Genomic DNA, 21,873 nt, shown 5'->3' with positions numbered 1-21,873 from the left:
CCCCAACTGCAACCGCACTCATACAGCTGGGGTAAAGACTAGCCCCATCCCAGCTGATGCAGGCGCTCTTCGTCAATGCCGAAATAGTGTGCGATCTCATGGATCACGGTGATTGCCACCTCTTCCACCACTTCGGCCTCGTCCGCGCAGATGGCCAGGATGGATTCGCGATAGATCGTCACCGTGTCCGGCAACGCGCCGCCGTAGTGGCTGTCCCGCTCGGTCAGCGCGATGCCGTGATAAAGCCCGAGTAAATGTGGATCCTTCGGATTGCGAGGTTCGATCAGCACGACCACGTTATCGATGGCCCGGGCCAACTCCGGCGGAATGCGGTCGAGCGCGTCGCCGACCAGTTCCTCGAACCGGTCCTCGGACATGGAGACCGACATCGTCGCGAACTACCTCGGCTGCGGCGGCAGCGGCGCGGCGCCGGGCAGCGGCGTCGGCGTGGAGCGCCCGGTGTTCGGCGGCGGCTGCGGAGCCTGGCCGTTGATCAGGATGTCGCCCTTCGCCGAACCGGTGATCGGCGCGAACCCCTCCCGGTCCGCCCCCTTGCCGACCATGCAGTCCAGCTTGCGGCTGCCCGCCAGCCAGCTGCGCGCGTCCAGGTAGTCGAAGAACAAGGTCAGCGTCTTGTTCTTGATCACGTCGGGTCCGCCGAGATAGTCCGACGAGGTGCGCGCGCATTCGTCCTCGACGAACTTGTCCTGCTCCTCCTTGGCGGGCGGGCCGCCCTGGAACCGCTGGCCGAGGTCGATGGTGGAGACGACCTCCACCGAGTGCACCTGGCCGCAATCGACCGGATCGGTGGGCAGGTTCTGATTGATGCCGAGGCACACGCCCGGCCCGTACACCTTGGACTGATCGTGTTCGGCGGCGCTGCCCACCGAGGCAGGCGTGCCCGAGCTGGCCGCGTACTGCAGCCCGCAGCGCAACGTGCGATCACCGTGCTGCCAGCCGTCCGGGCTCGGATACATCAGCCCGACGATGAAGCGCCCGCGCGGATCGAACTTCCCGCCCAGGTACTGCTGCACCGCGGGGACGCAGTGCTCTTCCTTCAGTTCGGTCAGCCGCAGTGAGTCCGGGAACCGCGACCCGGGCCCGAACTCCTTGCCCGGGTATTTGCTCATGTCGACGTCCGCCGCGACCTCGAACATGTGCTTGCTGTCGCAGCGCACCTTGGCCAGATCGGAGTGGTCCGGCTTGGCCCAGCTCAGGCAGTCGCCCTTGACCGCGGTGCCGAATTCCTTGTCCACGATCGGCTCTCCGGGCGAACCCGGCGTGTGCGCCGCGACCTTGTTGTTGTCGAACCCGGTCACGAACAACGTCACCAGGGCGGCGATCACGGCGCCCGCCGCCACCAGCAGCAGCCCCCAGCGCAGGGTCGGCGCGGGCAGCGGGACATCGCCGCTGAACCAGCCGCGAACCGTGTCGAGTGGCCGCCGCACCGCGCCGGTGCGCGCAGGCAGGCCGCGCTTGGTTGGCCGGCCCGCGGGCTCTGGCTTGGGTGCATGATCGGAGGAGGACATCGCGATCCATCATGGCAGTCTCCGCGCCGCGGTGCCACGACCTGCTCTGATCAGCTCTTTTCGCCGCGCTACCCGCGGAACGCGGAGACGAAGATGCCCGGTATCCGGGCCGGGTTGCCGTCGGCGTAGAACTCGGTCAGCTTGCGCCCGGTCACCGCCGCCGTGGCATTGCCGACGAACCACGGCGGTTTCGGCGACAACGCGGGCTCACCGCGCAGCACCGAGCGCGGGGCGGGCCGGAATGGTCCGCGCACCACCGTGCGTTCCACGTCATCGAGCAGAAAGGCGTTGTGCACCACGCCGATTCCGCTCTGCACATCGTCGAGTGTGTGGCCGGGGAAAGCGCCCCAGGACGCGCGCGGAGCCAGGAACGCCAGCCCGGTCCACGCATTCACCGCGATCGCGCCATAACGCAGCCGCTCGATGGCCCGGTCGAACCCGATACCGAGCCGGCGAATGGTCGCCGGATGGGCGAGCACGTTGGCGCCGAGCGTCCCGGTCAGTTCATTGTTCGCGAAATCGACCGCCTGTTGCAGGAATTCGCCACCTGCATAAGGCAGTTCGACCACGCCGAGCACGGGCGAGAAATACTCGGTACGCAACAGTGGCGTATTTGTGCGCGGCAACTGCGCGATCAGTACCCTTCCCGAGCCGACCTGATCGGCGTCGGGATAGGCGGCCACCGCGTCGGCGACGCGCGCGTCGCTGCCCGGGTAATAGGCGGGTCGCTGCGGCGCCTGCGCGAGCGCGGTGCGCAGCTCGGCCAGGAACCTGTCCTTCAGTTCCCAGTCCTTACTGAGCACGACCGCCTGCGCGGCGATGCAGTTGTAGCCGCCGTTGTGCAGCCGCTGGGTGGCCACGTGCTCGGCCTGATACCGCAGATCGGCGTCGGACCAGTCGCCCGGCACCACGATGGTCGGGGACACGCCGCCGAGCTCGCTGGTGATCGGCTTGTCCAGCAACGGCCGCCGGTCCCGCTTGCGTTCCAGCCCCTCCGGGCCCGGCCCCCACACGATCGCGTCGTGCGTCTGCGCGCTGCCGGTCATGTGCACGTGTGCGACGTCGGGATGGTGCACCAGGTAGCCGCCGGTCTCCGCGCCACCGGTCACCACCCGCAGCACCCCGAGCTCGCACAGCGGCGCGAACACCATCTCGAACACCGTGTACAGCGGATCGGTGATCGGGTTCAGCTTCAGTAACACCACCCGGTTGTGCGCGTACAGCTCGTACAACGCGTCCAGCGGCGGAATGGAGGTGATGTTGCCCGCCCCGAGCACCACGCCGATGCCGCCGGTCGCGGCCGGATCGAGCTGCGCGAGCCCGGCCCGCCTGCGCGCGGTCGCGGCGTCGACGCCCGGCCGCAGCCACACCTCGCCGTGAAAACCGTTGAGCAGCAGCCGGTCATAGGTGCTCAGCGGCAGGATCGGCACCGCGATCCGGTTGCCCGGCGCGTCTTTGATCGACACCCCGTCGAGCGGACTGCGCCCGTCCTCGAGCGCGGCCAGCGTCGCCGACAGCGCGGCGGTGGCCTGCAACATGGTCAGCGGGCCGGACATCCATTCCTCGCCGACCAGCGGCGAGTCCGCGTCCAGCCGCTTGATCGTCCGGGCGGCCCGCACCCAGTCGCCGGCGAAGCGACCGGTCCGGGCGTGCAGGTCGTCGAGGAGCTCCCGGCGGCGGCGCAGCGGGGTCTGCGCCCACACCTTCTCGCCCGCGCTCAGCTCGGCCAGTGCGTCATCGATGGCTGATTCGTCGAAAGTTGTGCCCACCGGCCAACTATGCGCGCGCCAGGGGACGAGTGCTCCCCATCCTGGGATATCGGGGTGAAACGGTAATCGCCGCGGCCTGCGCGACGGGGCCGGAAGCGGCAGCGCAGGGTAACCACGGAGGGACCCCGGGAGTGCCGCAGATAAAACACCGCCCACTAGGCTGAGGTCCCATGATCGACCTCCGATTCCTGCGGGACAACCCCGACGCGGTCCGTGCTTCGCAGCGCGCCCGCGGCGAAGACCCCGCCCTCGTCGATGCCCTGCTCGAGGCGGACGTGGCCCGCCGCGCGGCCGTCGCCACCGCCGACAACCTGCGCGCCGAACACAAGGCGATGGGCAAGCTGATCGGCAAGGCGAGCAAGGACGAGCGATCCGCGCTGCTCGCGCAGGCGCAGGAGATGTCGGTCAAGGTCAAGGAGGCCGAGGTCGCGGAGAACGCCGCCGACGCCGACCTGGACGCCGCGCACCGGGCTATCTCCAACGTGGTGCAGGACGGCGCGCCCGCCGGTGGCGAGGACGACTACGTCGTGCTGGAAACCGTAGGTAAGCCAACGGAATTCGATTTCGAACCGAAGGACCACCTGGACCTCAGCGAGTCGCTCGGCCTGATCGACATGGAACGCGGCGCGAAGGTCTCCGGTGCCCGCTTCTACTTCATGACCGGCTACGGCGCCCTGCTGCAACTCGGTTTGCTGCAGCTCGCGGTGCAGAAGGCGGTGGCCAACGGCTTCACCATGATGATCCCGCCGGTGCTGGTGCGCCCGGAGATCATGGCGGGCACCGGCTTCCTCGGCCAGCACGCCGCGGAGGTCTACCGGCTCGCCGAGGAGGACCTCTACCTGGTCGGCACCTCGGAGGTGCCGCTGGCCGGCTACCACTCCGACGAGATCCTCGACCTGAGCAACGGGCCGAAGCGGTACGCGGGCTGGTCGTCGTGTTTCCGCCGCGAGGCCGGTAGCTACGGCAAGGACACCAGGGGCATCATCCGGGTGCACCAGTTCGACAAGGTCGAGATGTTCGTCTTCACCACGCCGGAAGAGGCCGACGCCGAACACCAGCGGCTGCTCGGCTGGGAGCGGGACATGCTCGCTGCCGTCGAGGTCCCTTACCGGGTCATCGACGTTGCCGCAGGCGATCTCGGCAGCTCGGCCGCGCGCAAATTCGACTGCGAGGCCTGGGTGCCGACCCAGCAGACCTACCGGGAACTCACCTCGACCTCGAACTGCACCACCTTCCAGGCCCGGCGGCTTTCCGTGCGGTACCGCGACGAGAACGGAAAGCCGCAGATCGCAGCGACTTTGAACGGCACGCTCGCGACCACCCGCTGGATCGTGGCCATCCTGGAGAACCACCAGCAGGCAGACGGTTCGGTCCGGGTGCCCGCGGCATTGGTCCCCTTCGTCGGTACCGAGGTGCTGACGCCGCCGAAGTAGGCGAATTCCCGCGCGCCCGCCGGCAGGCGAACCCCGGACATTCGCTCGTCCGAACTGCCCGGGGTTCGCCTCTGGCGCTGCCGTGCCCCGGTCGGCGAATGTCGACTGTGGGCCGCCGTGGCCAAGTCGTGTTGGCTACCCGAATGTTTCGCGAAGATGAATAGCTACCGGTTCGCCATGCCGGATTCACGGGATGTGGCAACCGCCGGGATTCGTTGTGTCTAGGCTATTGTCCGTGCGAGGAATCGGGGCGCGCGGCGATACCCGAACCCGGGTGCGGGCGGCATCGGCGCTGGCGACAGCTATGGTCATGGCTCGGACCACCGGGGCGTTCTACGTCATGGGTGGTGTGCTGGGTCTGCTGATTACTGCGATCGCCCCGGGCGACGAGGGTAGTCGGCCGCTGGTCGGTGCGGCTGCGGCGATTGCGCTGACGCTCGGACTCACCCTGCTCGCCTGGGGTCCGCGGCTGCCGCACTCGGTGCATCACGTCTACGTCGCCATCGCGACGGTGCTGGTCACGGTCGCGGTCTACGCCTTCCCGAACACCGTCGGCGCGATCAGCCTCGCCGCCTTCTATGTCTTCGTCGCCTGTGACGCCGCGCTGTTCTTCGCGTGGTCGCAGGCCGCCGCGCACATCGCCTTCGCCATGGTGCTGTGCCTATGGGTATTGCCCGCGCGGCCCGTGGTCCCCGCGTTGCCGTGGTGGTCCGGCTTGATCCCGGCGGGGGTGACCTTCGGCGTCGGCGTGGTCGTCGGCATCCTCACCCGGATGGCGTCGGAAGCCGACATCGACGTGCTGACCGGCCTGTTGAACCGGCGCGGCTTCGACCGCGCGCTCAACTCCGCGATCGAGCAGGCCACCCGCACCGGCCAGGGCCTCGCGCTGGTGCTGGTCGACCTCGACCGCTTCCAGAAGATCAACGACCACCTCGGCCACCGGGCCGGCGACGCCGTGCTGCAACGCGTCGCCGACACCTGGTCGAAACTGCTTGCGCCGGACCAGCGTCTGGCCCGTTACGGCGGCGACGCGTTCGCGTTGCTGTTGCCGAACACCACCGAGCAAGCGGCCATCCTGCTCACCGAGCAGTTGCGCGCGGCGGTGACCACCGGCTGCTCCGCGGGCGTGACCTCCTGGCAGCCGGGCGAATCCGGGTCACTGCTGGTGAGTCGCGCGGATGTCGGCCTGTACCGGGCCAAGCAGGCGGGCCGCAACCGCACGGTGCTCGAGTCCTCACGGCAGCTGCCGCTCGCGGTGGAGTTGCGCGAGGCCATCGACCGCGGCCTGCTCGATGTGCACTATCAGCCGATCGTCAGCCTCACCGAGGGCGGCGGCAAGGCGGTCGGGGTCGAGGCCCTGCTGCGCTGGTCGTCGAGCGCGCAGCCGGACGTCACCACCGAGGGACTGATCCGGGTCGCCGAGGAATACGACCTCATCTCCGACCTGGACGAGCTGGTGTTGCGCCGGGCCTGTGCCGACGCGGCGCGTCTGCAAGACACCTTCGCCCAGCTCGATCTGACCCTGAACGTGAACGTCAGCGGCCTGGAACTGGCCGAGGCGGGCTACGCCGACCGGGTCGCGGGCATCCTCGCCGCCACCGGCTGGCCCGCCGAGCAACTGGTGCTCGAGGTGACCGAGAGCGAGCTGGCGGCCGAATCCCACACGGCCATCGCGAATCTGCACACCCTGCGCGAGCGCGGCGTGCGGATCGCCATCGACGACTTCGGCACCGGATACTCCTCGCTCAGCCGGCTGGCCACGCTGCCGAGTGACATCCTCAAGGTCGACCAGTCCTTCGTCGCCGCGATCCGCTCCGACTCCCCGGCGCCCCCGCTGCTCGGCGTGATCGCCGCGTTGAGCAGCGCGCTCGACCTCCAGGTGATCGCCGAGGGGGTGGAGACCGAATACCAGGCCGCGGTGCTCACCGAACTCGGTTTCGCCCTCGCCCAGGGCTACCACTACAGCGACTCGCACCCGGTCGCGGACCTGATCAGCGACCTCAACGAGAACCACGGCCGGATCGGGCCGGGTATGGCGGGGCGGGAGCTGGACGACGGCGATTCGATGCACGCCGCGAACGGCTGGCTGCCGCTCGGATAACCGCTTGACGCGGACTATCCGGGCTCGCATGCTCACAGCATGCGTTTGATCGTCTACGTCTGTTGATCTGTCCGAGGGGTGCTCGCCCGGCTGACGGGTAGCGCCGCCACTCACCGTCTCGATCCGGGTTCGTCCCCGCGCGGGATCGCGTCGTTGCGCTCGCTGACGATCCGCGCGGTGCTGTTCAAGGGCATCGGCGACCTGATCCCGCTGTACGCGCTGTACTCCCTGCTGTTCGCCGAGCACGGGCTGGGCGCCGGGCAGATCTCGTCGCTGTTCGCGATCTGGTCGGCCACCGCGTTCCTGCTCGAGGTGCCGTCCGGTGCGTGGGCGGACACCGTGTCGCGTCGTGCGCTCCTGGTCCTCAGCGGTGTTCTGCTCACCGCCGGATTCGCGCTGTGGACCTTGATCCCTACCTATCCCGGCTTCGCCCTCGGATTCGTACTGTGGGGTGCCGCAGGCGCTTTGGTGTCCGGCACGTTCGAAGCGCTGCTGTACGACGACCTGGCCGCGCGGGGCGAGCAGTCCGCGTACGCCCGCATCCTCGGCTACACCCGCGCGGCTTCGGAAACGGCCATCGTGGTCGGCATCGTCGCCGCCACCCCGCTGTATCTCTGGGGCGGGTACGCGCTGATCGGTTGGTCCAGCGTCGGATTCGCCGCGTTGCACACGGTGATCGCGATGTCGTTGCCCAGCGCGCCGAAGGCGGTATCCGCCGCCGATATCGATGAATTGGCAGACGATGCGCCGACCGGGCCATCGGCGGGTAACGACAGCTCGACGCCGAATGCCTCTGCGGCCGAGCCGAATCGGGAAGTCCCCGCGGACGATCGCGCAACACCCGTTGGTGATCGAGTCGACGCCGACGCCGGGCACGGGAGCGCGGCGGGACCGTTCGCCCGCTACCTCGCCATGCTGAAGACCGGTGTCGGAGAATCGGTTCGGGTTCGCGCGGTACGCAACGGTGTGCTGCTCGGCGCCGCGCTGTTCGGCATCACCGCGTTCGACGAGTACTTCGCGCTGCTCGCCGAGTCGGCCGATGTGCCGACCGCGGTAGTGCCGTTGCTCGTCGGACTCACGGTCCTCGGGTCGCTGGGCGGTTCGGTCCTCGCCGGACGCACCGAAGGCGTGTCCGGCCGCACCATGGCGATCGCCGTCGGCCTCGGTGGCGTGCTGTTCCTCGGCGGCGCACTGATCGCCGGACTGGCCGAACATCGCCCGAGCGCCGTGTATGTCCTTACCGGCCTGGGTTTCACCGCGATCGGCCTGTCCTACGGCATCGTCTACAACGCCGGTGTCGTCGCCGGAGCACGTCTCCAAGACGCGATCGAAGGGCCGGCCCGCGCCACGGTGACCTCGGTGTCCGGGCTGCTCGGTGAGGTCGTCGCGCTGGCCGTCTTCGCCTTCGCCGCCCTCGCCACCACCTGGTGGTCCATGTCCACCACCCTTGCCCTTTTGGGCGCGATGATGCTCCCTATTGCCTTACTGACCCCGACCTGGCTACCGCCGCGGGCTCCCGACCCGGGGCCGACCGCATGAGCCGCGTCTGCCGCCGGCGCGCCTTGCCCACAGGGGCCGTGTGCTTCTTCGCGCGGGACACGACAGCGGGCGAATCGATCGATGATGTGCGGGGGCCGGTTCGATGCCGATGAAGCGTGGCCGCACCTCAGCAGGCGGTGCGGCGCTCGGACCGGGGCTGGTGCAAATATGCCAACCGCACTCCGCATCCATCTAATCGAGCGGTGCGCCGATGAGATGGCTTGCGGTGAGCAGGAATTGGTCGGTGGAGCGGTCGATCAGCACGGCACGGGTGACCGGGAGGGTGCCGGCCAGCCAGCTGTTGGTGGTCTCCCAGAGCCCGCCGAGCAGCTGGGTGGCGGCGAATTCGGCACGGTCACCGGCTTTTTCGACCGCCTCGGCCCCGACCTCGCCCGCGCAGACCGCCATCATGATGCCCGCGAACGACCGCATCACCTCTGCCCGGCGCATCAACAGCGCGGGATTCAGCTGGGCTTCGACGGTAACGATGCGCGCTTTGCGCGGATCGTCGGCGATCAGATCGATGGCCGCGGCGATGGCGGCCCTGGTCTTGGCCCGGATATCGGTCGGCGTGCCGACGAACGCGGTGACCACCGCCTGCCCGATCTCGTCCACGATCCGGTCGAACAGCTCGCTGAACACCGCGTCGAGATCGCCGAAGCTCTCGTAGTAGTACCGCTCGGAGAGCCGCGCCCGCGCGCATAACCCGGACACCGTCAGCTTGGCGAAGCCCGAGGTCCCGATGATTTCCTGGGCGGCATCGAGCAGCGCGGCACGCCGCCGCGCTTTGCGCTGTTCGATCGGCACGCCGCCGTAGGACCGCGAGGTGGTAGCCATCGGAGTCATTCTGGCATACATCCTTGCCAGATATCTGATTGTGTGGGACGGTCTTGTCAGAATGCTCGACCGCGAACCTCGATCCGACGGGTGAAGTGCAATGGCGCATGACAACCAGAAACTGCCCACTCCGCAGCTGTTCACGGAGTTCCCGTTCAAGTACGCCGTGCCGGTGATGGCGCCGGGCGACCTGAGCTGCACCGCCGCCCAGCGCGACTCGTTCCGCCGATTCGCCTCGGTCGGCGATCCGCTCGCCGACGCCATGGTCGCGATGTTCAAGCGGCTGCCGGTCGGCGAGGGTCGCCGGCTGTTCGAGCTCGCGGTCGAACGCGGTCTGGACGCCGTGCCGGACGCGCCGCCGGAGCTGACCGCGTTCTTCGCGCAGGTCGAAGCCGATCCGTACTGGCTGGACCGGGAGAAGATCGACCGCGGCGCCCGCGTCGTCGGCCGCACCAGCGTGTGGGGCGGCATCGCCATGGGCATGTTCGCCCTGATGGGCGGCTACCTGGCCGCGCGCGCGGACAAGACCCTCGTCGGCACCGGCGACCTCGACGCGATGGCCCCGCGCCGGCTCGCCGAGACCACCCAGTGGTGGCTCGACGTGACGACTCCCGGTGCGCTGCACCGCAATGCGGTCGGCTACAAGAGCGTGCTGCGGGTGCGGTTGATGCACGCGCTGGTGCGCGCGGGGATGAACCGGCGCCCCGACTGGGATTACGCGGCGTGGGACCACCCGGTCAACCAGGTGCTCACCGTCGGCACCCTGGGCCTGTTCTCCATGGCGAATCTCGTTGGCGCCCAAGCCCTCGGCCTGCAATTCTCGGCCAAAGAGAAGGACGCCGTCTTCCAGCTCTGGCGCTATGTCGGATTTCTGCTCGGTGTCGACGCGGAGATCTTGCCGACCTGCGAGAACGACACCTGGCGCGCGTTCTGGATCCTCGCCGACACCGAGTTCCTCCCCGACGCCGACTCTCAGCGCCTGGCCCAGGCGCTTATCCCCGCCGCGGGCGGTCTGTTCGTCGGCAACGACACCGTGGCCCAGCGCGCCGTGCGCCGGGTAATCACCAGCTACATGGTCGCCTACAGCCGAATCATCCTCGGCTCCAGCAACGCCGACTTCCTCGGCCTCCCCGACAGCCGCTTCTACCAAAGCGCCGTCCTGGCCACCGCGGTAGTCAACGGCGCCCTCGAGGTCCCGCGCCGAATCCTCCCCGGCGCCACCCGCTTCCACGAAAACCTGGGCGCCCGCATCCGCACCCGCCTCGTCCGCGGTTCCATCGCCCGCAACGGCGGCGACCGCACCTACGCCCGCCACGACACCTACGCCGCCCGCCCCCTCCGCGCGGGCTAGCCGGCAGGGCTTGCCGCAATCGGATGGCCGCTCAGGTAGATACGGGCAGCCGGGCTCCTCTTCGCGGGCAGACCTGCGAGGCACGCTCGGCATCTACGCCGTCGCGCCGGTCTGGGCCGTCCTTGCGGACGCGTTCGGTCGCTTGCGTATCGAGCCGGCTTGATCCGCGGGACGCGCTCGGTCGGGGTGCGTCCCGCGGATTGGAGCCCGGGCGGACGGCGGTAGCGTTCCGGGGTGACCGCGCGGGCGAGGTTGGGGCTTGGGTTCGGGTTCTGCATCGGGGCCGGGGTGGCGGTGCAGGGGCGGATCAATGGTGCGCTCGGTGGGCGGTTGCATGACGGGATTGCCGCGGCCACCATCAGTTTCGGGTCCGGGTTGTTGATTCTGCTGATCGCGTTCGTGTTCAGCGGTCGGCTGCGTGATGGTGCGGCGCAGGTTCGGAAGGCGTTGCTGGCGGGCACTTTGCGCCCTTGGCACCTGCTCGGTGGGCTCTGCGGCGCCTTCTTCGTTGCCTGCCAAGGGCTCACGGTCGCGGCGATCGGCGTCACCGCCTTCACCGTTGCCGTTGTCGCCGGTCAACTCCTGAGCAGTCTGGTGGTCGATCGTCTCGGCGTCTCGCCGAGCGGGCGCACTCCGATCACCGCACGCCGTTTCGCCGGTGCCGCCCTCGCCGTACTGGCCGTGCTGATCGCCGGCGCGGGCCGATCGGGCGCACCGTCTGGAGCACTAGCCGTCCCCGACTCGCTGCGCGGCGCACCGACCGTGCTGCTCATCATCCTGCCCGCGCTGGCAGGCATCGGGCTGGCCTGGCAGCAAGCCGTCAACGGCCGCGTCGGCGAGGTGGGCGGCCCGCTGTCCGCCACCCTGGCCAACTTCTGCGTCGGTCTCGCCGCCTTGGTCGTGATCGAGGGCATCGTCCTGCTCGGCTCCGGCCTCCTCACCGAATTCCCCACCCAGCCATGGCTTTATCTCGGCGGCCTGATCGGCATTGCCTTCATCGCCCTGGCCGCCCTCACCGTCCGCTGGACCGGCGTCCTCCTCCTGGCCCTGACCTCGGTAGCCGGCCAACTCCTGACCTCGATCGCCCTGGACATCGCCGCCCCCACCAGCGCAGCCCTATCCACCCCCGCGCTGATCGGCAGCGCCCTCACCCTGATCGCCGTAGCCATCGCCACCCGCTCCACCTGACGACCCAGGCCCGCGCGTGTGACTCTTCTCGGTCCACCGGGTGGTGCGCTGACCCACGAGGCCTGTGGGGGCCTTCGGTCCGCTGCGGTCAGAGTTTGCGCGACCGCAGTTCGTGGCCCTTGGAGGTCTTGCAACGTCCCGATTCCAGATCCCATTGCCAGCCGTGCAGGTTGCAGGTCAGCGTATTACCTTCGACCACACCGAATTTCGACAGATCCGCCTTGAGGTGCGGGCAGCGACGCTGGACTTCCCACCCGGCGAGCTCGGTCGAGGCGGAATCGTCGTGCGCCTCGGAGAACCAGCCGTCGGCGTAGGCGATCCGCTCATCGGTGAGGCACTTGAAGAAGGTGTAGAGGAATTCGTTGTAGCCGCCGATCCGCCACGCCTGGAAGCGGGTGGACAGGAAGATGGTGTTCACCCAGTCGGGTTCGTTGTCCCGCAGCACGGTGCGCACCAGCTCGGGCGGGATACGGAAACCGTAGCGGTACTTGCCTTCTCCCTCGATGGCGCCGCGCACCACGCGCTTGGGGAAGTCCAGCACCACGGTCTCGTCACCGATCACCAGCCCGACGGGATAGCCGATGCCGTCACAGATCAGATCGCTCTGCGCCATGATCGGCTCGAACAGCGCCTTCAGCGGTTCGAGCAGGGGCTCGTCACCTGTTGCCCAGGAAGCCTTTTCGGCGGCCAGCACTGGTGCCAGCCGTTGCGCCATCAACTCGATGTATTCGGCCTTGTTGTCATAGATCAGGCCCGGCTCGAACGGATGGGTCAACTCCAGCTCGGCGCCGCGCACGTCGGCGACGGAACCGGGGATCATCAGGATCCCGCCCTCGTTGCCGTGGATCCGCATCTGCTCCAGGAACACCATCTGATCCGGGAAGATGTTGCCCTCGTCGCCGCGATCGTCGTTCAGGTAGCGCAGCTCGTCGTCCAGGAACACCGGCGGACCGGCCGAGGGCACCACCCAGGTGGCCCCGACCTGCTCGATGTAGCTGCGGCAGCGGTCCATGCCGCGCTGACGCTTCTGCTTGCCGAAGTTCGACTTGGTCCGGCTCGGGATGTCGTAGACCATCGGATACCAGATCGCGCCCGAGTACTGCAGCAGGTGGATGTCGATGTGGCCGAACGAGTCATGCAGCACGTCCATGTCGACCGGGCGGGCGTCGTTCATGTTGAAACACGTGGTCTCACCGTCGGACACGACCAGCCCGGAGTCGCCGATCGGCCCGTCGGCCGGCGCGCGCAACGCGATGATCATGATGTCCAGCTCGGCGCCGTTACCGCTGATCGTGTGCTTGACCGAGTCCTCGGTCTCGAAGAACTTGTGGAAGCCCAGCCGCTTGAGCTCGCGCTTCAGATCCGGCACCGGGTAGTCCGGCAGCAGCACGGTCGCGTCCTTGTTGACGTGCTTGGCCAGGTTCTCCGCGTCGAAGTGGTCGCGGTGCAGATGCGAGACGTAGAGGAAGTCGCAATTGCCCAGCTCGTCCCAGTCCAGCTGGGTGTTGTCCGGAAACGGGAACCACGACGCGAAGTACGCGGGGTTGACCCAGGGGTCGCAAAGGATCGACCCCGCCGCGGTGCGGATGTGGAATCCGGCGTGTCCGACGCTGGTGATCTGCACGAGCTGCTCCTCCTACCGTTACCAGCCACCCAGGGTAATGGCTCGGGTCGAACCGGCGCCGCTCGCGGTGCTTACGGAGAAACGTCGCCTATGCAGTAGCCCTGCGGGCCGGAGGTCAGGGTGAAGGTTCGGGTCTTGGTGACCCCCGCGGAATTGGTCACCGGAACCTCGACCGCCAGATAGTCCCCGCGTAGTCGCTCGGAGCTGATCTCCTGGTCGGCGAACTTTGTGGCGCCGGTCAGCTTGCCCGGGTTGTCGGCCAGCGGCGCGGAGATCGCCTTGCCGGTGCCTGCGGGATCCCAGGTCGCCGGGGATGCCTTGCAGACCAGCGGATAGGTGCCCTCCTTGTCGGCGGCGTCGAGCGGTGTGCCGACGAATCGGGCGAGGTAGCGCCGCACCGTGTGCCTGGCGTCGGCCTCGTTGTACTCGATGTCCGCGCCCGCCGTGGCGACCCGGGGGCAGGCGTAGCCGGTGTCGAGTGCGGCCCGGTCGACCCGACGGTGGTGCTGCGGCTCTTCCAGGTGACGGCGTCCTTGGTGGCGGTGCCGGGCTGGGCCAGGGCGGCCAGGATGGGCTGATCGTCGGCGTACATCTCGGCCACGTTGCGCGGCGCGATGGTCCAGCACTTGGCCTGCAGCTGCGCGACGGTGCCGGTCTTCAGGTCCGCGGCCCAACGCTGCACGGCGGCAGGCACTTCGGTGACCGCGCCGGTGGTGGGCGCGGTGGCCACCGTGGCGGAGGTCGGCGGCACCAGCTGAGTGGACGGGACCGCGGCGGGCGCGGTCTTGCTCGTGGTCGCGACCGCGGCCGGCTCATCGTCCGGGATGCCGACCACGGAATCGCAGCCGGTCAGCACGAACGCCCCGGTGATCGCGAAGCCGCCGATCACCATCCGTCGAATGTGCGACGCGGACCGGTCGCGTCCAGATGTATTCGGACGGGCGCATTCCACTTCGACGATCCTCTTCTCTACTGCGTGCGACGGGCCGTCCCGGACCCGGTGCGACCCATAAAGCAGCGGCCCACTGCCGGATGGGACAGTCAGCGACTACGCTAGCGGAATTGTGGAACCCGTCTACCGGACGATCATCGGCCTTGCCCGTACCGTCTTCTTCGTCGAAGGCCTGAAGTTCACCGTCAAGGGCGCTGAACACATCCCCGCGCGGGGTGGTGCCGTGCTCGCGGTCAACCACACCGGGTACATGGACTTCACCTACGCGGGCCTACCGGTGCGCACTCCGAAGCGCTACATCCGGTTCATGGCCAAGAAAGAGGTCTTCGACGACAAGATCTCCGGCCCGATCATGCGTGCGCTCAAGCACATTCCGGTCGACCGCGGCGCCGGCGCGGACTCCTATAAGGCCGCCGTCGAATACCTGCGACGCGGCGAACTCGTCGGCGTGTACCCCGAGGCGACGATCAGCCGCAGCTTCGAGATCAAGGACTTCAAGTCCGGTGCCGCGCGGATGGCCATCGAGTCCGGTGTGCCGATCATCCCGATCGTCATCTGGGGCGCGCAGCGGGTGTGGACCAAGGGCTTCCCGAAGCGTCTGGGCCGCACCAACACGCCGATCTCCATCGCCGTCGGCGCGCCGATCGCCCCGTTCGAGCCCGCGTCCGAGCTGACCGCCCAACTCCGCACGACCATGCAGGAGATGCTGCTCGACCTGCAGAAGGACTACCCGCACGAGCCCGGCGCGTACTGGGTACCGGCCCGGCTCGGCGGCAGCGCTCCTACCCTGGAGGAGGCCGACGCGCTCGACGCCGCCGAGGCCGCGGAAAAGGCCGCGCGGAAGAAGACGGCCTCGTAGCAGCGGAGATTCGGATGGCTCGGGAACCGGTTTACGACGTCCTCACCGGCTTGGTGCGCACCATGTTCGCGGTGCAGGGACTGCGGATCGACATCGCCGATCAGCACCGGATCCCGAGTTCGGGCGGCGCGGTGCTGGCCGTGAATCACACCGCGTACCTGGACTTCATGGAGGTCGGCCTGGTCGGGCGCAAGTCCGGCCGCAACGTCAGGTACATGATGAAGGCCGAGCTCGAGCACGGCATCGTCGGCTTCCTGATGAAGCACTGCAAGGCGATCGGCGTCGACCGCACGGCAGGCGCCGAATCCTATAGCCGCGCAGTGCAAGCCCTGCGCGACGGCGAACTCGTCGTGGTCTATCCCGAAGCGACCATCAGCCGCAGCTTCGAACTGAAGGACTTCAAGTCCGGCGCCGCCCGCATGGCCATCGAAGCCGGCGTCCCGATCATCCCCCTGGCCATCTGGGGCGCCCACCGCGTCTGGACCAAGGACATCCCGAAACAGCTGGGCCGGCACAACTTCCCGATCACCATCCGCATCGGCGAACCCATCCCACCCGCCGAACCCCCGGACACCCTCACCACCACCCTCCGCACCGCCATGAGCGACCTCCTCACCCAGGCACAGCAGAACTACCCCATGGAACCCGGCGCCCGCTGGGTCCCCGCCCGCCTGGGCGGCACCGCCCCCACCCTCGCCGAAGCCGCCGTCCTGGAACAGGAAGAACTGGCCCGCCGCCGAGCCAAGCCCCAACCCCCGAACCCCTGATCGCCTAGCGGGACGTAGCTGCGCGAAACATCGAGTGGACGCACCATAGTGTCCCCCTCGAGCACCGCACGGACCGCGAGTAGGACCTGATCTTGGCATCGGTGAGGATATCGAGAGTAGCCCCACCATGGTCTTAGTTGAACATTGTGTCTCGGTTACTGGATCTCGGATTCCGTGGGGGGTGACATCAGCATCGCTGACAATGTGCTGTGAAGCTTTCCTGCAATTGTGCTGATCTCGTTGTGCGTCGACGCTGCTGACTGAAACGGGTCTAAAGTCTCGACGATTACGCGTTGGGTCGTAAGCGGCGGAAGCCGGATCGGCATCTGCCGCATTGTCGCCGTGGTGGTGTGCTGTATGGCCGAGCCGGTCGCATGCTGCATGAGCCATTCGAGGGCGATCGGGGTCTGGTCGAAAACCCGTCGATCATCCATCGATGGTAGTGAAATGGCCACCGGCACGGCCAACCATGCACCCTCGCCTGTAGATGGCTCACCTCGTAGACACTCCCGGTGCCGATCTCGGTCTACGTCCGCAAGCGCCCGCTATACCGATATGCAAGACAGGGCCTATCGTGGATGCTCAAACAGCGGAAAACACGACGGAGTATTCGACATGCCAGAATTCAGCGGACCTATGCACGTATCATCCGACCCGCCTTTGCATCGTTCTGGACCGCAAAGTCCACAGCAGGCAGCAGTGAAATTGGGTGTACCTGTCGCTCTACCAGCGAGGTCTGAACCATTCGCAATTACCATATCCAGTCGAAATCAGATGCTGCGGTCAGTCGCCATCCGCGGCAGCCTCTCAGGCGTATTCGTCGAAACCCATCTCCTCGATGAGAGTGACACAGTGTCGGATTTCGCCGCGCGTGCGTTGAGTAGATTTTCTCCCGAAGCCGAATCGGACCGTATCGACCAATTATCAGCAAAAGCGATATCCGTCGAGACCGCGCTGTCTATCGACAACGTCACCTACCCTGGTATGGAAATCGCCCACCGGGACTTCGTGGTCCGATCCGCGGCGATCGACAACACCAGACTGGTCGCGGTGTGTAGCCTGTCAGGCCCCTCACCGGAACTCACTTGGACTCGATCATGAACACTGAGCATCCATCCCGACGCCCGACATCGCTCATCGAGCCGGGCCAACGCCCCAGTTGTTCAGGATCTACCCGCACTTCGTAGATGCGATGTCGGGCCCGACCCGGCGAAGCCCGATGCCTATGTAGCGACCACGCTGGCACGGCTCGGCGACAAGCTTGATGAGGCTGCGGATATGGCGCTCACCGTCGTAACGTCCGGCAACCTGGTGCCGTCGCACTACTCGCGGGTGTCCGAGGTGGTGTCTGGCATCGAGGATCGTGACGCGCCGGACGCGGCTGTGGTGCGCGAAGCATTCCGGGACACCTACCGGCAGTAGCCACCGTTAGATTCGGGCCAGCGGTCGGCACGGTGTAGGAGCTGGGAGTCTCCCCTTGAAGAACCTGTCCGGGGTTGTGCCCATGAGTGACCGGAAGTCGGACGTCATATGGGATTGATCGTAGAAACCAGTCGAGACCGCGAGATGGGCGAGCGAGGTGGGTGGAACCTGCGCCTTTGACTGGTCGAAGTAGCCGTGGTCGGCGGCGAGTTGCGCGAGAGATTTCTTGGACTCGTAATCGCTTGTGGTGAGAGGGGATTGCGCCAGCGGTGTGGTTCGCGCCTGGGTGACGATGCGGCGTACTCGGTCGATGCGCGCGAAATGCTTGGGGGAGACGCCGATTCCGGCGGTGAAGAGGTTGCGGAGTTGGCGTTCGCTGACGGCGACCTCGGCGGCCAGGGCGCGCATGGAGCGGCCGTTCGGGTCTGCCGACAGCGCGGCGACGGCCGAGCGGAGGACCTCGCGTTGCGCGCGCCGGGTCGCGTCCTCGGAAACGCGTTGCGGCAGGGTGTCTTCCAGGAATCGGAAGATGTCGTCGGCGCTCAGTTCGATCAGTTCGCCGGCTAGACCGGCGGCGACGCCGGGCAGGTCGGCGAGGCGAACCACCCGGTCGGTGAGCAGCGCCGCGGGCACGCCGAGCAGCGGCCGGGCCGCGCCGTGCGCCAACCGCAACCGCAGGCACGACGCGGGCTTGCTCGGATGGGAGTAGAGCGCCTTGGTCTGCGGTCCGATCACCAGCGCCTCGCGCGTCCCGCCCTGCGGCGAGCGCAGCACGATCGTGGTCGCGGCCTGCGGGACGTGCGCGAACGATCCGGCCAGGTCCCGGACGGGCGGAATGCGCCCGAGTTCGGTGAACCACGGCCGCAACGATTCGGGTACGGGGACCGTCGCCTCGACGAGGTCGGCGGTGACGACGGGCACCGGGCGCAGCATGGCGGTCACCGAATCCACTGTAAGCATTCCGCGCTCCGGCGGCTGTGCCGAAATCTCCTAGAGAACCCGGTGGTCCGGGCGGCAGCGTGGGTCGCATGATTCTGATCACCGGTGCCACGGGCACCATCGGCAGCGAAATCGTCCGGCAGTTGGTGGCGCGCGGCGAGCGGGTCCGGGCGTTCACCCGCGACCCGGCCCAGGCGCAACTACCCGCGGGCGTCGAGGTGGTGCGCGGCGACTACCACGACGCGGCCTCCATCACCGCGGCCGCGACCGGTGCCGACGCCGCGTTCATCGTCGGCATCCTCGGCCCGGAATACGTCGACATCGAACACGCCCTGATCACTACCGTGCGGGACGCCGGCGTCGGCCGCATCGTCAAGCTCTCCGCCATCGGCACCGGCGAGGACGAGCTCGGCCGGATCGGCACCTGGCACCTGCCGGGCGAACAGGCGGTCCGGGGCAGCGGCGCCGAGTGGACCATCCTGCGCCCGAGCTCCTTCGCCTCGAACACGCTGAGCTGGGCCGACGCGATCCGCAACGGCCGGCCCGTGCCCAGCATGACCGGCACCGGTCAGCAGGGCGTCATCGATCCGCGCGACGTCTCCGCGGTCGCGGTGGAAGCCTTGGTGTCGTCCGAGCACACGGGCCGCAGCTACACCCTGACCGGTCCGGAACTGCTGACCAGCGCGGACCAGGCGGCCGTGCTCGCCGAGGTGCTCGGCCGGCCGCTGGAGGTCGTCGACGTACCGAACGACGCCGCCCGCGAACACATGCGGACCGCCGGGCTGTCCGAGGCGTTCATCGATGGCGCCCTCGCCGGTCAGGAATATGTCCGCTCCGGCGGAAACGCCGTGCTCACCGATGATTTCCGCGAGGCTCTCGGCCGTTCCCCCCGCACCTACGCCGAGTGGGCGGCCGATCACGCCGCGCTGTTCCGCGAGGCACCGGCCGGGGCTGCCCGTGGCCGGGGCACCATCGCGTGACCACCGGCTGTGAATCGGCTGGCAATCGCACGGGAGGTTGCCGAGAGTCCGGCCCCGGACATTGTGGAGTGCTGTTGGGCGGCAGTAACTTTCGCTTGCTGATCAACGGCTCTATGGAAGGTCGAATTCATGCTCGCTCTGCTTGCCCTCCTGGGTGTGACCGGTAGCGCCGCCGCGGCGTGGGGCACGGGAAGTGCCGCAATGGCATTGGGAAACAGTGGCGTCTTGCAGTAGCCGCAACGTCGAACGGGACGGCACCGGTGGGTGCCGTCCCGTCGGGTTTTCCGGGGCTACTGCGCGGTGGATCGGAAAGTGCGTAGCCGCAGGCTGTTACTGACCACGAAGACCGAGGAGAAGGCCATCGCAGCGCCCGCGAGCATCGGATTCAGCAGGCCGGCCATGGCCAGCGGGATCGCGGCGACGTTGTAGGCGAAGGCCCAGAACAGATTGCCCTTGATCGTGCCGAGGGTCCGGCGGGCCAGGCGGATCGCGTCCACCGCGGCCCGCAGATCGCCGCGCACGAGCGTGAGATCGCTGGCCTCGATGGCCACGTCGGTGCCGGTGCCCATCGCCAACCCGAGATCGGCCTGGGCCAGCGCCGCGGCGTCGTTGACGCCGTCGCCGACCATCGCGACGACCTTGCCGTCGGCCTGCAGCCGCTTGATCGTGTCCACCTTGTCTTGCGGCAGCACCTCCGCGATCACCTCGTCGATGCCGACCTGCGCGGCGATCGCCGCGGCCGCGGCCGCGTTGTCGCCGGTCAGCATGATCGGGGTCAGACCGAGCGCCCGCAGCTGCGAAATCGCCTGCGCTGACGTCGGTTTCACCGCGTCGGCGACCACGAGCACGCCGCGCGCCTTGCCGTCCCAGCCCACCGCCACCGCGGTCTTGCCGTCGGCCTCGGCGGCGCGCATGGCGCGTTCCAGCTCGGCGTCCAGCTGCTGTGACCAGTCGGCGAGCAGCCGGGCCCGGCCGACGACCACCGCGTGCCCGTCCACCACGCCCTGCACCCCGAGGCCCTCGATATTCGCGAAGCCCTCGACCGATAGCAGCGTGCCGGCCTTCGCCGCGGCGCCCTTGGCGATCGCCTGCGCGATCGGGTGTTCGGACGAATCCTCCAGCGCCCCAGCGAGAGCGAGTACCTGGTCGGCGTTTTCGCCTTCGGCCGCAACGACATCCAGCAATGTCATCCGGCCGGTGGTGACGGTGCCGGTCTTGTCCAGTACCACGGTGTCCACCCGCCGGGTCGATTCCAGCACCTCGGGCCCCTTGATCAGGATGCCGAGCTGCGCGCCGCGACCGGTGCCGACCATCAGCGCGGTCGGCGTGGCCAGCCCGAGGGCGCACGGGCAGGCGATGATCAGCACCGCGACCGCGGCGGTGAACGCCGCCGCGACGGAACCGCCGGTGCCGAGCCAGAAGCCGAGCGTCGCCACCGACAACGCGATCACGATCGGCACGAAGTAGCCGGAGATCTGATCGGCCAGCCGCTGGGCCTGCGCCTTTCCGGTCTGCGCGTCCTCGACCAGCTTCGCCATCTGGGCGAGCTGGGTGTCCGAGCCGATCCGGGTGGCACGCACCACGATCCGGCCGCCGACGTTCACCGTGGCGCCCACCACCGCGTCGCCGGCTCCGACCTCCACCGGCACGGACTCACCGGTCAGCATCGACGCGTCGACCGCCGACGAACCCTCCTCCACCACACCGTCGGTGGCGATCTTCTCCCCGGGCCGGACCACGAACCGATCGCCGACGGCCAATTGCTCCACCGGAATCCGCCGTTCGGTCCCGTCGCGCAGCACCGAGACTTCCTTCGCGCCGAGCTCGAGCAGGGCCCGCAGGGCCGCACCGGCCCGCCGCTTGGACCGCGCCTCGAAGAAGCGCCCGGCCAGGATGAACGTCGTGACGCCCGCCGCGGCCTCCAGGTAGATGCTGCCGGTGCCGTCCATCCGGGAGATGGTGAACTCGAACGGGTGCTTCATCCCGGGCATGCCCGCGGTGCCCCAGAACAGCGCGTACAGCGACCAGCCGAACGCCGCCAGGGTGCCCATCGACACCAGCGTGTCCATGGTGGCGGTGCCGTGGCGCAGGTTGGTCAGCGCGGCCCGGTGGAACGGCAGCGCGCCCCACACGACCACCGGCGCGGCCAGCGTGAGCGAGAGCCACTGCCAGTTGGTGAACTGCGCCGCGGGGATCATCGCCAGCGCGATCACCGGCACGGTCAGCACCAGCGAGACCAGCAGCCGGGTACGCAGCGCGGAGGTCGGATCGACCTCGGCCGCAACGGTTTCCGCGGACTTCGGGGCGGGCAGCGCCGCGCTGTAGCCGGCCTGCTCGACCGTGGCGATCAGGTCCGCGGGCGAGACATCGCCGGTGACGTCGACCCGCGCCTTCTCCGTCGCATAGTTCACCGTCGCGGTGACACCGTCGAGCTTGTTGAGCTTCTTCTCGATGCGATTGGCGCAGGACGCGCAGGTCATGCCGCCGATCACCAGTTCGACCTGCCCGGTGCCGGGTGGTTGTGCCGTGGTGGTCATCGTGTGCTCCGTTCTGTGCGGCACGGTAGTGCAGATTCAGCCGGCG

General features: G+C 68.2%; 19 protein-coding genes. 10 read left to right on the top strand and 9 right to left on the bottom strand.

The genetic code is table 11. The features are described from left to right. Window positions 1-38 precede the first annotated feature (38 nt). The 3 genes from ACFYO1_RS41470 to ACFYO1_RS41460 form a co-directional block, all read right to left on the bottom strand. A complete protein-coding gene (locus ACFYO1_RS41470; protein WP_387244400.1) occupies window positions 39-389 on the bottom strand; it encodes a metallopeptidase family protein in 351 nt (116 codons plus the stop codon). Between the two features lie 9 nt (window positions 390-398). Further along, window positions 399-1,529 (bottom strand): septum formation family protein, encoded by a 1,131-nt coding sequence (locus ACFYO1_RS41465; protein WP_387244398.1) that lies wholly within the window; start codon window positions 1,527-1,529, stop codon window positions 399-401. Window positions 1,530-1,597: 68 nt separating this feature from the next. Further along, a complete protein-coding gene (locus ACFYO1_RS41460; protein ID WP_387244395.1) occupies window positions 1,598-3,298 on the bottom strand; it encodes an aldehyde dehydrogenase family protein in 1,701 nt (566 codons plus the stop codon). Window positions 3,299-3,468: 170 nt separating this feature from the next. Between ACFYO1_RS41460 and serS the strand changes: the two genes are divergently transcribed. The 3 genes from serS (at window position 3,469) to ACFYO1_RS41445 (ending at window position 8,371) form a co-directional block, all read left to right on the top strand. After that, on the top strand, window positions 3,469-4,731 hold the full coding sequence (gene serS, locus ACFYO1_RS41455; protein ID WP_387244392.1) for a serine--tRNA ligase: 1,263 nt from the start codon (window positions 3,469-3,471) through the stop codon (window positions 4,729-4,731). A gap of 235 nt (window positions 4,732-4,966) precedes the next feature. Next, window positions 4,967-6,832 (top strand): putative bifunctional diguanylate cyclase/phosphodiesterase, encoded by a 1,866-nt coding sequence (locus tag ACFYO1_RS41450; RefSeq protein WP_387244389.1) that lies wholly within the window; start codon window positions 4,967-4,969, stop codon window positions 6,830-6,832. A 153-nt stretch (window positions 6,833-6,985) separates the two neighbouring features. Beyond that, window positions 6,986-8,371: an MFS transporter gene (locus ACFYO1_RS41445; RefSeq protein ID WP_387244386.1), complete on the top strand. Its 1,386-nt coding sequence runs from the start codon at window positions 6,986-6,988 to the stop codon at window positions 8,369-8,371. A gap of 192 nt (window positions 8,372-8,563) precedes the next feature. Here ACFYO1_RS41445 and ACFYO1_RS41440 read toward each other — a convergent pair whose 3' ends face one another. Further along, the gene (locus ACFYO1_RS41440; RefSeq protein ID WP_387244383.1) at window positions 8,564-9,208 is read right to left on the bottom strand and encodes a TetR/AcrR family transcriptional regulator; all 645 of its coding nucleotides are present in this window, start codon (window positions 9,206-9,208) and stop codon (window positions 8,564-8,566) included. A gap of 100 nt (window positions 9,209-9,308) precedes the next feature. Here ACFYO1_RS41440 and ACFYO1_RS41435 point away from each other — a divergent pair, with 100 nt between their 5' ends. Continuing rightward, on the top strand, window positions 9,309-10,559 hold the full coding sequence (locus ACFYO1_RS41435) for an oxygenase MpaB family protein (protein WP_387244380.1): 1,251 nt from the start codon (window positions 9,309-9,311) through the stop codon (window positions 10,557-10,559). A gap of 234 nt (window positions 10,560-10,793) precedes the next feature. Further along, window positions 10,794-11,747, top strand: coding sequence for a DMT family transporter (locus ACFYO1_RS41430; RefSeq protein ID WP_387244377.1), 954 nt, complete (start codon window positions 10,794-10,796; stop codon window positions 11,745-11,747). An 88-nt stretch (window positions 11,748-11,835) separates the two neighbouring features. On the opposite strand, the gene ACFYO1_RS41425 is transcribed toward ACFYO1_RS41430, so the two are convergent. Together ACFYO1_RS41425 and ACFYO1_RS41420 are read right to left on the bottom strand one after the other, a co-directional pair. Beyond that, complete coding sequence (locus ACFYO1_RS41425) at window positions 11,836-13,371, bottom strand: Rieske 2Fe-2S domain-containing protein (RefSeq protein ID WP_387244374.1); 1,536 nt, start codon at window positions 13,369-13,371, stop codon at window positions 11,836-11,838. Window positions 13,372-13,442: 71 nt separating this feature from the next. Next, complete coding sequence (locus ACFYO1_RS41420; RefSeq protein ID WP_387244371.1) at window positions 13,443-13,997, bottom strand: hypothetical protein; 555 nt, start codon at window positions 13,995-13,997, stop codon at window positions 13,443-13,445. Window positions 13,998-14,435: 438 nt separating this feature from the next. Here ACFYO1_RS41420 and ACFYO1_RS41415 point away from each other — a divergent pair, with 438 nt between their 5' ends. Then, the gene (locus tag ACFYO1_RS41415) at window positions 14,436-15,182 is read left to right on the top strand and encodes a lysophospholipid acyltransferase family protein (protein WP_387244368.1); all 747 of its coding nucleotides are present in this window, start codon (window positions 14,436-14,438) and stop codon (window positions 15,180-15,182) included. Window positions 15,183-15,196: 14 nt separating this feature from the next. Further along, a complete protein-coding gene (locus ACFYO1_RS41410) occupies window positions 15,197-15,949 on the top strand; it encodes a lysophospholipid acyltransferase family protein (RefSeq protein WP_387244365.1) in 753 nt (250 codons plus the stop codon). Between the two features lie 155 nt (window positions 15,950-16,104). On the opposite strand, the gene ACFYO1_RS41405 is transcribed toward ACFYO1_RS41410, so the two are convergent. Further along, window positions 16,105-16,410 (bottom strand): restriction endonuclease subunit S, encoded by a 306-nt coding sequence (locus tag ACFYO1_RS41405; RefSeq protein ID WP_387244635.1) that lies wholly within the window; start codon window positions 16,408-16,410, stop codon window positions 16,105-16,107. Between the two features lie 391 nt (window positions 16,411-16,801). On the opposite strand from ACFYO1_RS41405, the gene ACFYO1_RS41400 reads away from it, so the two are divergent. Next, window positions 16,802-17,050 (top strand): hypothetical protein, encoded by a 249-nt coding sequence (locus tag ACFYO1_RS41400; protein ID WP_387244362.1) that lies wholly within the window; start codon window positions 16,802-16,804, stop codon window positions 17,048-17,050. Between the two features lie 177 nt (window positions 17,051-17,227). Next, complete coding sequence (locus ACFYO1_RS41395) at window positions 17,228-17,371, top strand: hypothetical protein (RefSeq protein ID WP_387244359.1); 144 nt, start codon at window positions 17,228-17,230, stop codon at window positions 17,369-17,371. A gap of 6 nt (window positions 17,372-17,377) precedes the next feature. Here ACFYO1_RS41395 and ACFYO1_RS41390 read toward each other — a convergent pair whose 3' ends face one another. Beyond that, a complete protein-coding gene (locus ACFYO1_RS41390) occupies window positions 17,378-18,331 on the bottom strand; it encodes a helix-turn-helix domain-containing protein (protein ID WP_387244356.1) in 954 nt (317 codons plus the stop codon). Window positions 18,332-18,399: 68 nt separating this feature from the next. On the opposite strand from ACFYO1_RS41390, the gene ACFYO1_RS41385 reads away from it, so the two are divergent. Continuing rightward, window positions 18,400-19,290 carry an NAD(P)H-binding protein gene (locus tag ACFYO1_RS41385; protein WP_387244353.1) on the top strand — a complete coding sequence of 297 codons (891 nt, stop codon included), beginning with the start codon at window positions 18,400-18,402 and terminating at the stop codon, window positions 19,288-19,290. 290 nt (window positions 19,291-19,580) lie between these two features. Here the strand turns inward: ACFYO1_RS41385 and ACFYO1_RS41380 are convergent, their stop codons facing one another. Continuing rightward, window positions 19,581-21,827, bottom strand: a complete 2,247-nt coding sequence (locus ACFYO1_RS41380; RefSeq protein ID WP_387244350.1) for a heavy metal translocating P-type ATPase — start codon at window positions 21,825-21,827, stop codon at window positions 19,581-19,583. Window positions 21,828-21,873: the final 46 nt, after the last annotated feature.

Source organism: Nocardia sp. NPDC006044 (assembly GCF_042871115.1).
In the GTDB taxonomy this organism is placed as follows: Bacteria; Actinomycetota; Actinomycetes; order Mycobacteriales; family Mycobacteriaceae; genus Nocardia.
Note: the sequence above shows the minus strand (reverse complement) of the source record. Positions and strands in the feature narration are given on the sequence as shown.

What these genes read in the sequence shown, in the direction of transcription:
- ACFYO1_RS41395 (WP_387244359.1), top strand. Translation starts at nt 17,228, where the DNA reads ATGGCGCTCACCGTCGTAACGTCCGGCAACCTGGTGCCGTCGCACTAC.
- ACFYO1_RS41440 (WP_387244383.1), bottom strand. Translation starts at nt 9,208, where the DNA reads ATGGCTACCACCTCGCGGTCCTACGGCGGCGTGCCGATCGAACAGCGC.
- ACFYO1_RS41410 (WP_387244365.1), top strand. Translation starts at nt 15,197, where the DNA reads ATGGCTCGGGAACCGGTTTACGACGTCCTCACCGGCTTGGTGCGCACC.
- ACFYO1_RS41470 (WP_387244400.1), bottom strand. Translation starts at nt 389, where the DNA reads ATGTCGGTCTCCATGTCCGAGGACCGGTTCGAGGAACTGGTCGGCGAC.
- ACFYO1_RS41380 (WP_387244350.1), bottom strand. Translation starts at nt 21,827, where the DNA reads ATGACCACCACGGCACAACCACCCGGCACCGGGCAGGTCGAACTGGTG.
- ACFYO1_RS41385 (WP_387244353.1), top strand. Translation starts at nt 18,400, where the DNA reads ATGATTCTGATCACCGGTGCCACGGGCACCATCGGCAGCGAAATCGTC.
- ACFYO1_RS41435 (WP_387244380.1), top strand. Translation starts at nt 9,309, where the DNA reads ATGGCGCATGACAACCAGAAACTGCCCACTCCGCAGCTGTTCACGGAG.
- ACFYO1_RS41465 (WP_387244398.1), bottom strand. Translation starts at nt 1,529, where the DNA reads ATGTCCTCCTCCGATCATGCACCCAAGCCAGAGCCCGCGGGCCGGCCA.
- ACFYO1_RS41390 (WP_387244356.1), bottom strand. Translation starts at nt 18,331, where the DNA reads ATGCTTACAGTGGATTCGGTGACCGCCATGCTGCGCCCGGTGCCCGTC.
- serS (WP_387244392.1), top strand. Translation starts at nt 3,469, where the DNA reads ATGATCGACCTCCGATTCCTGCGGGACAACCCCGACGCGGTCCGTGCT.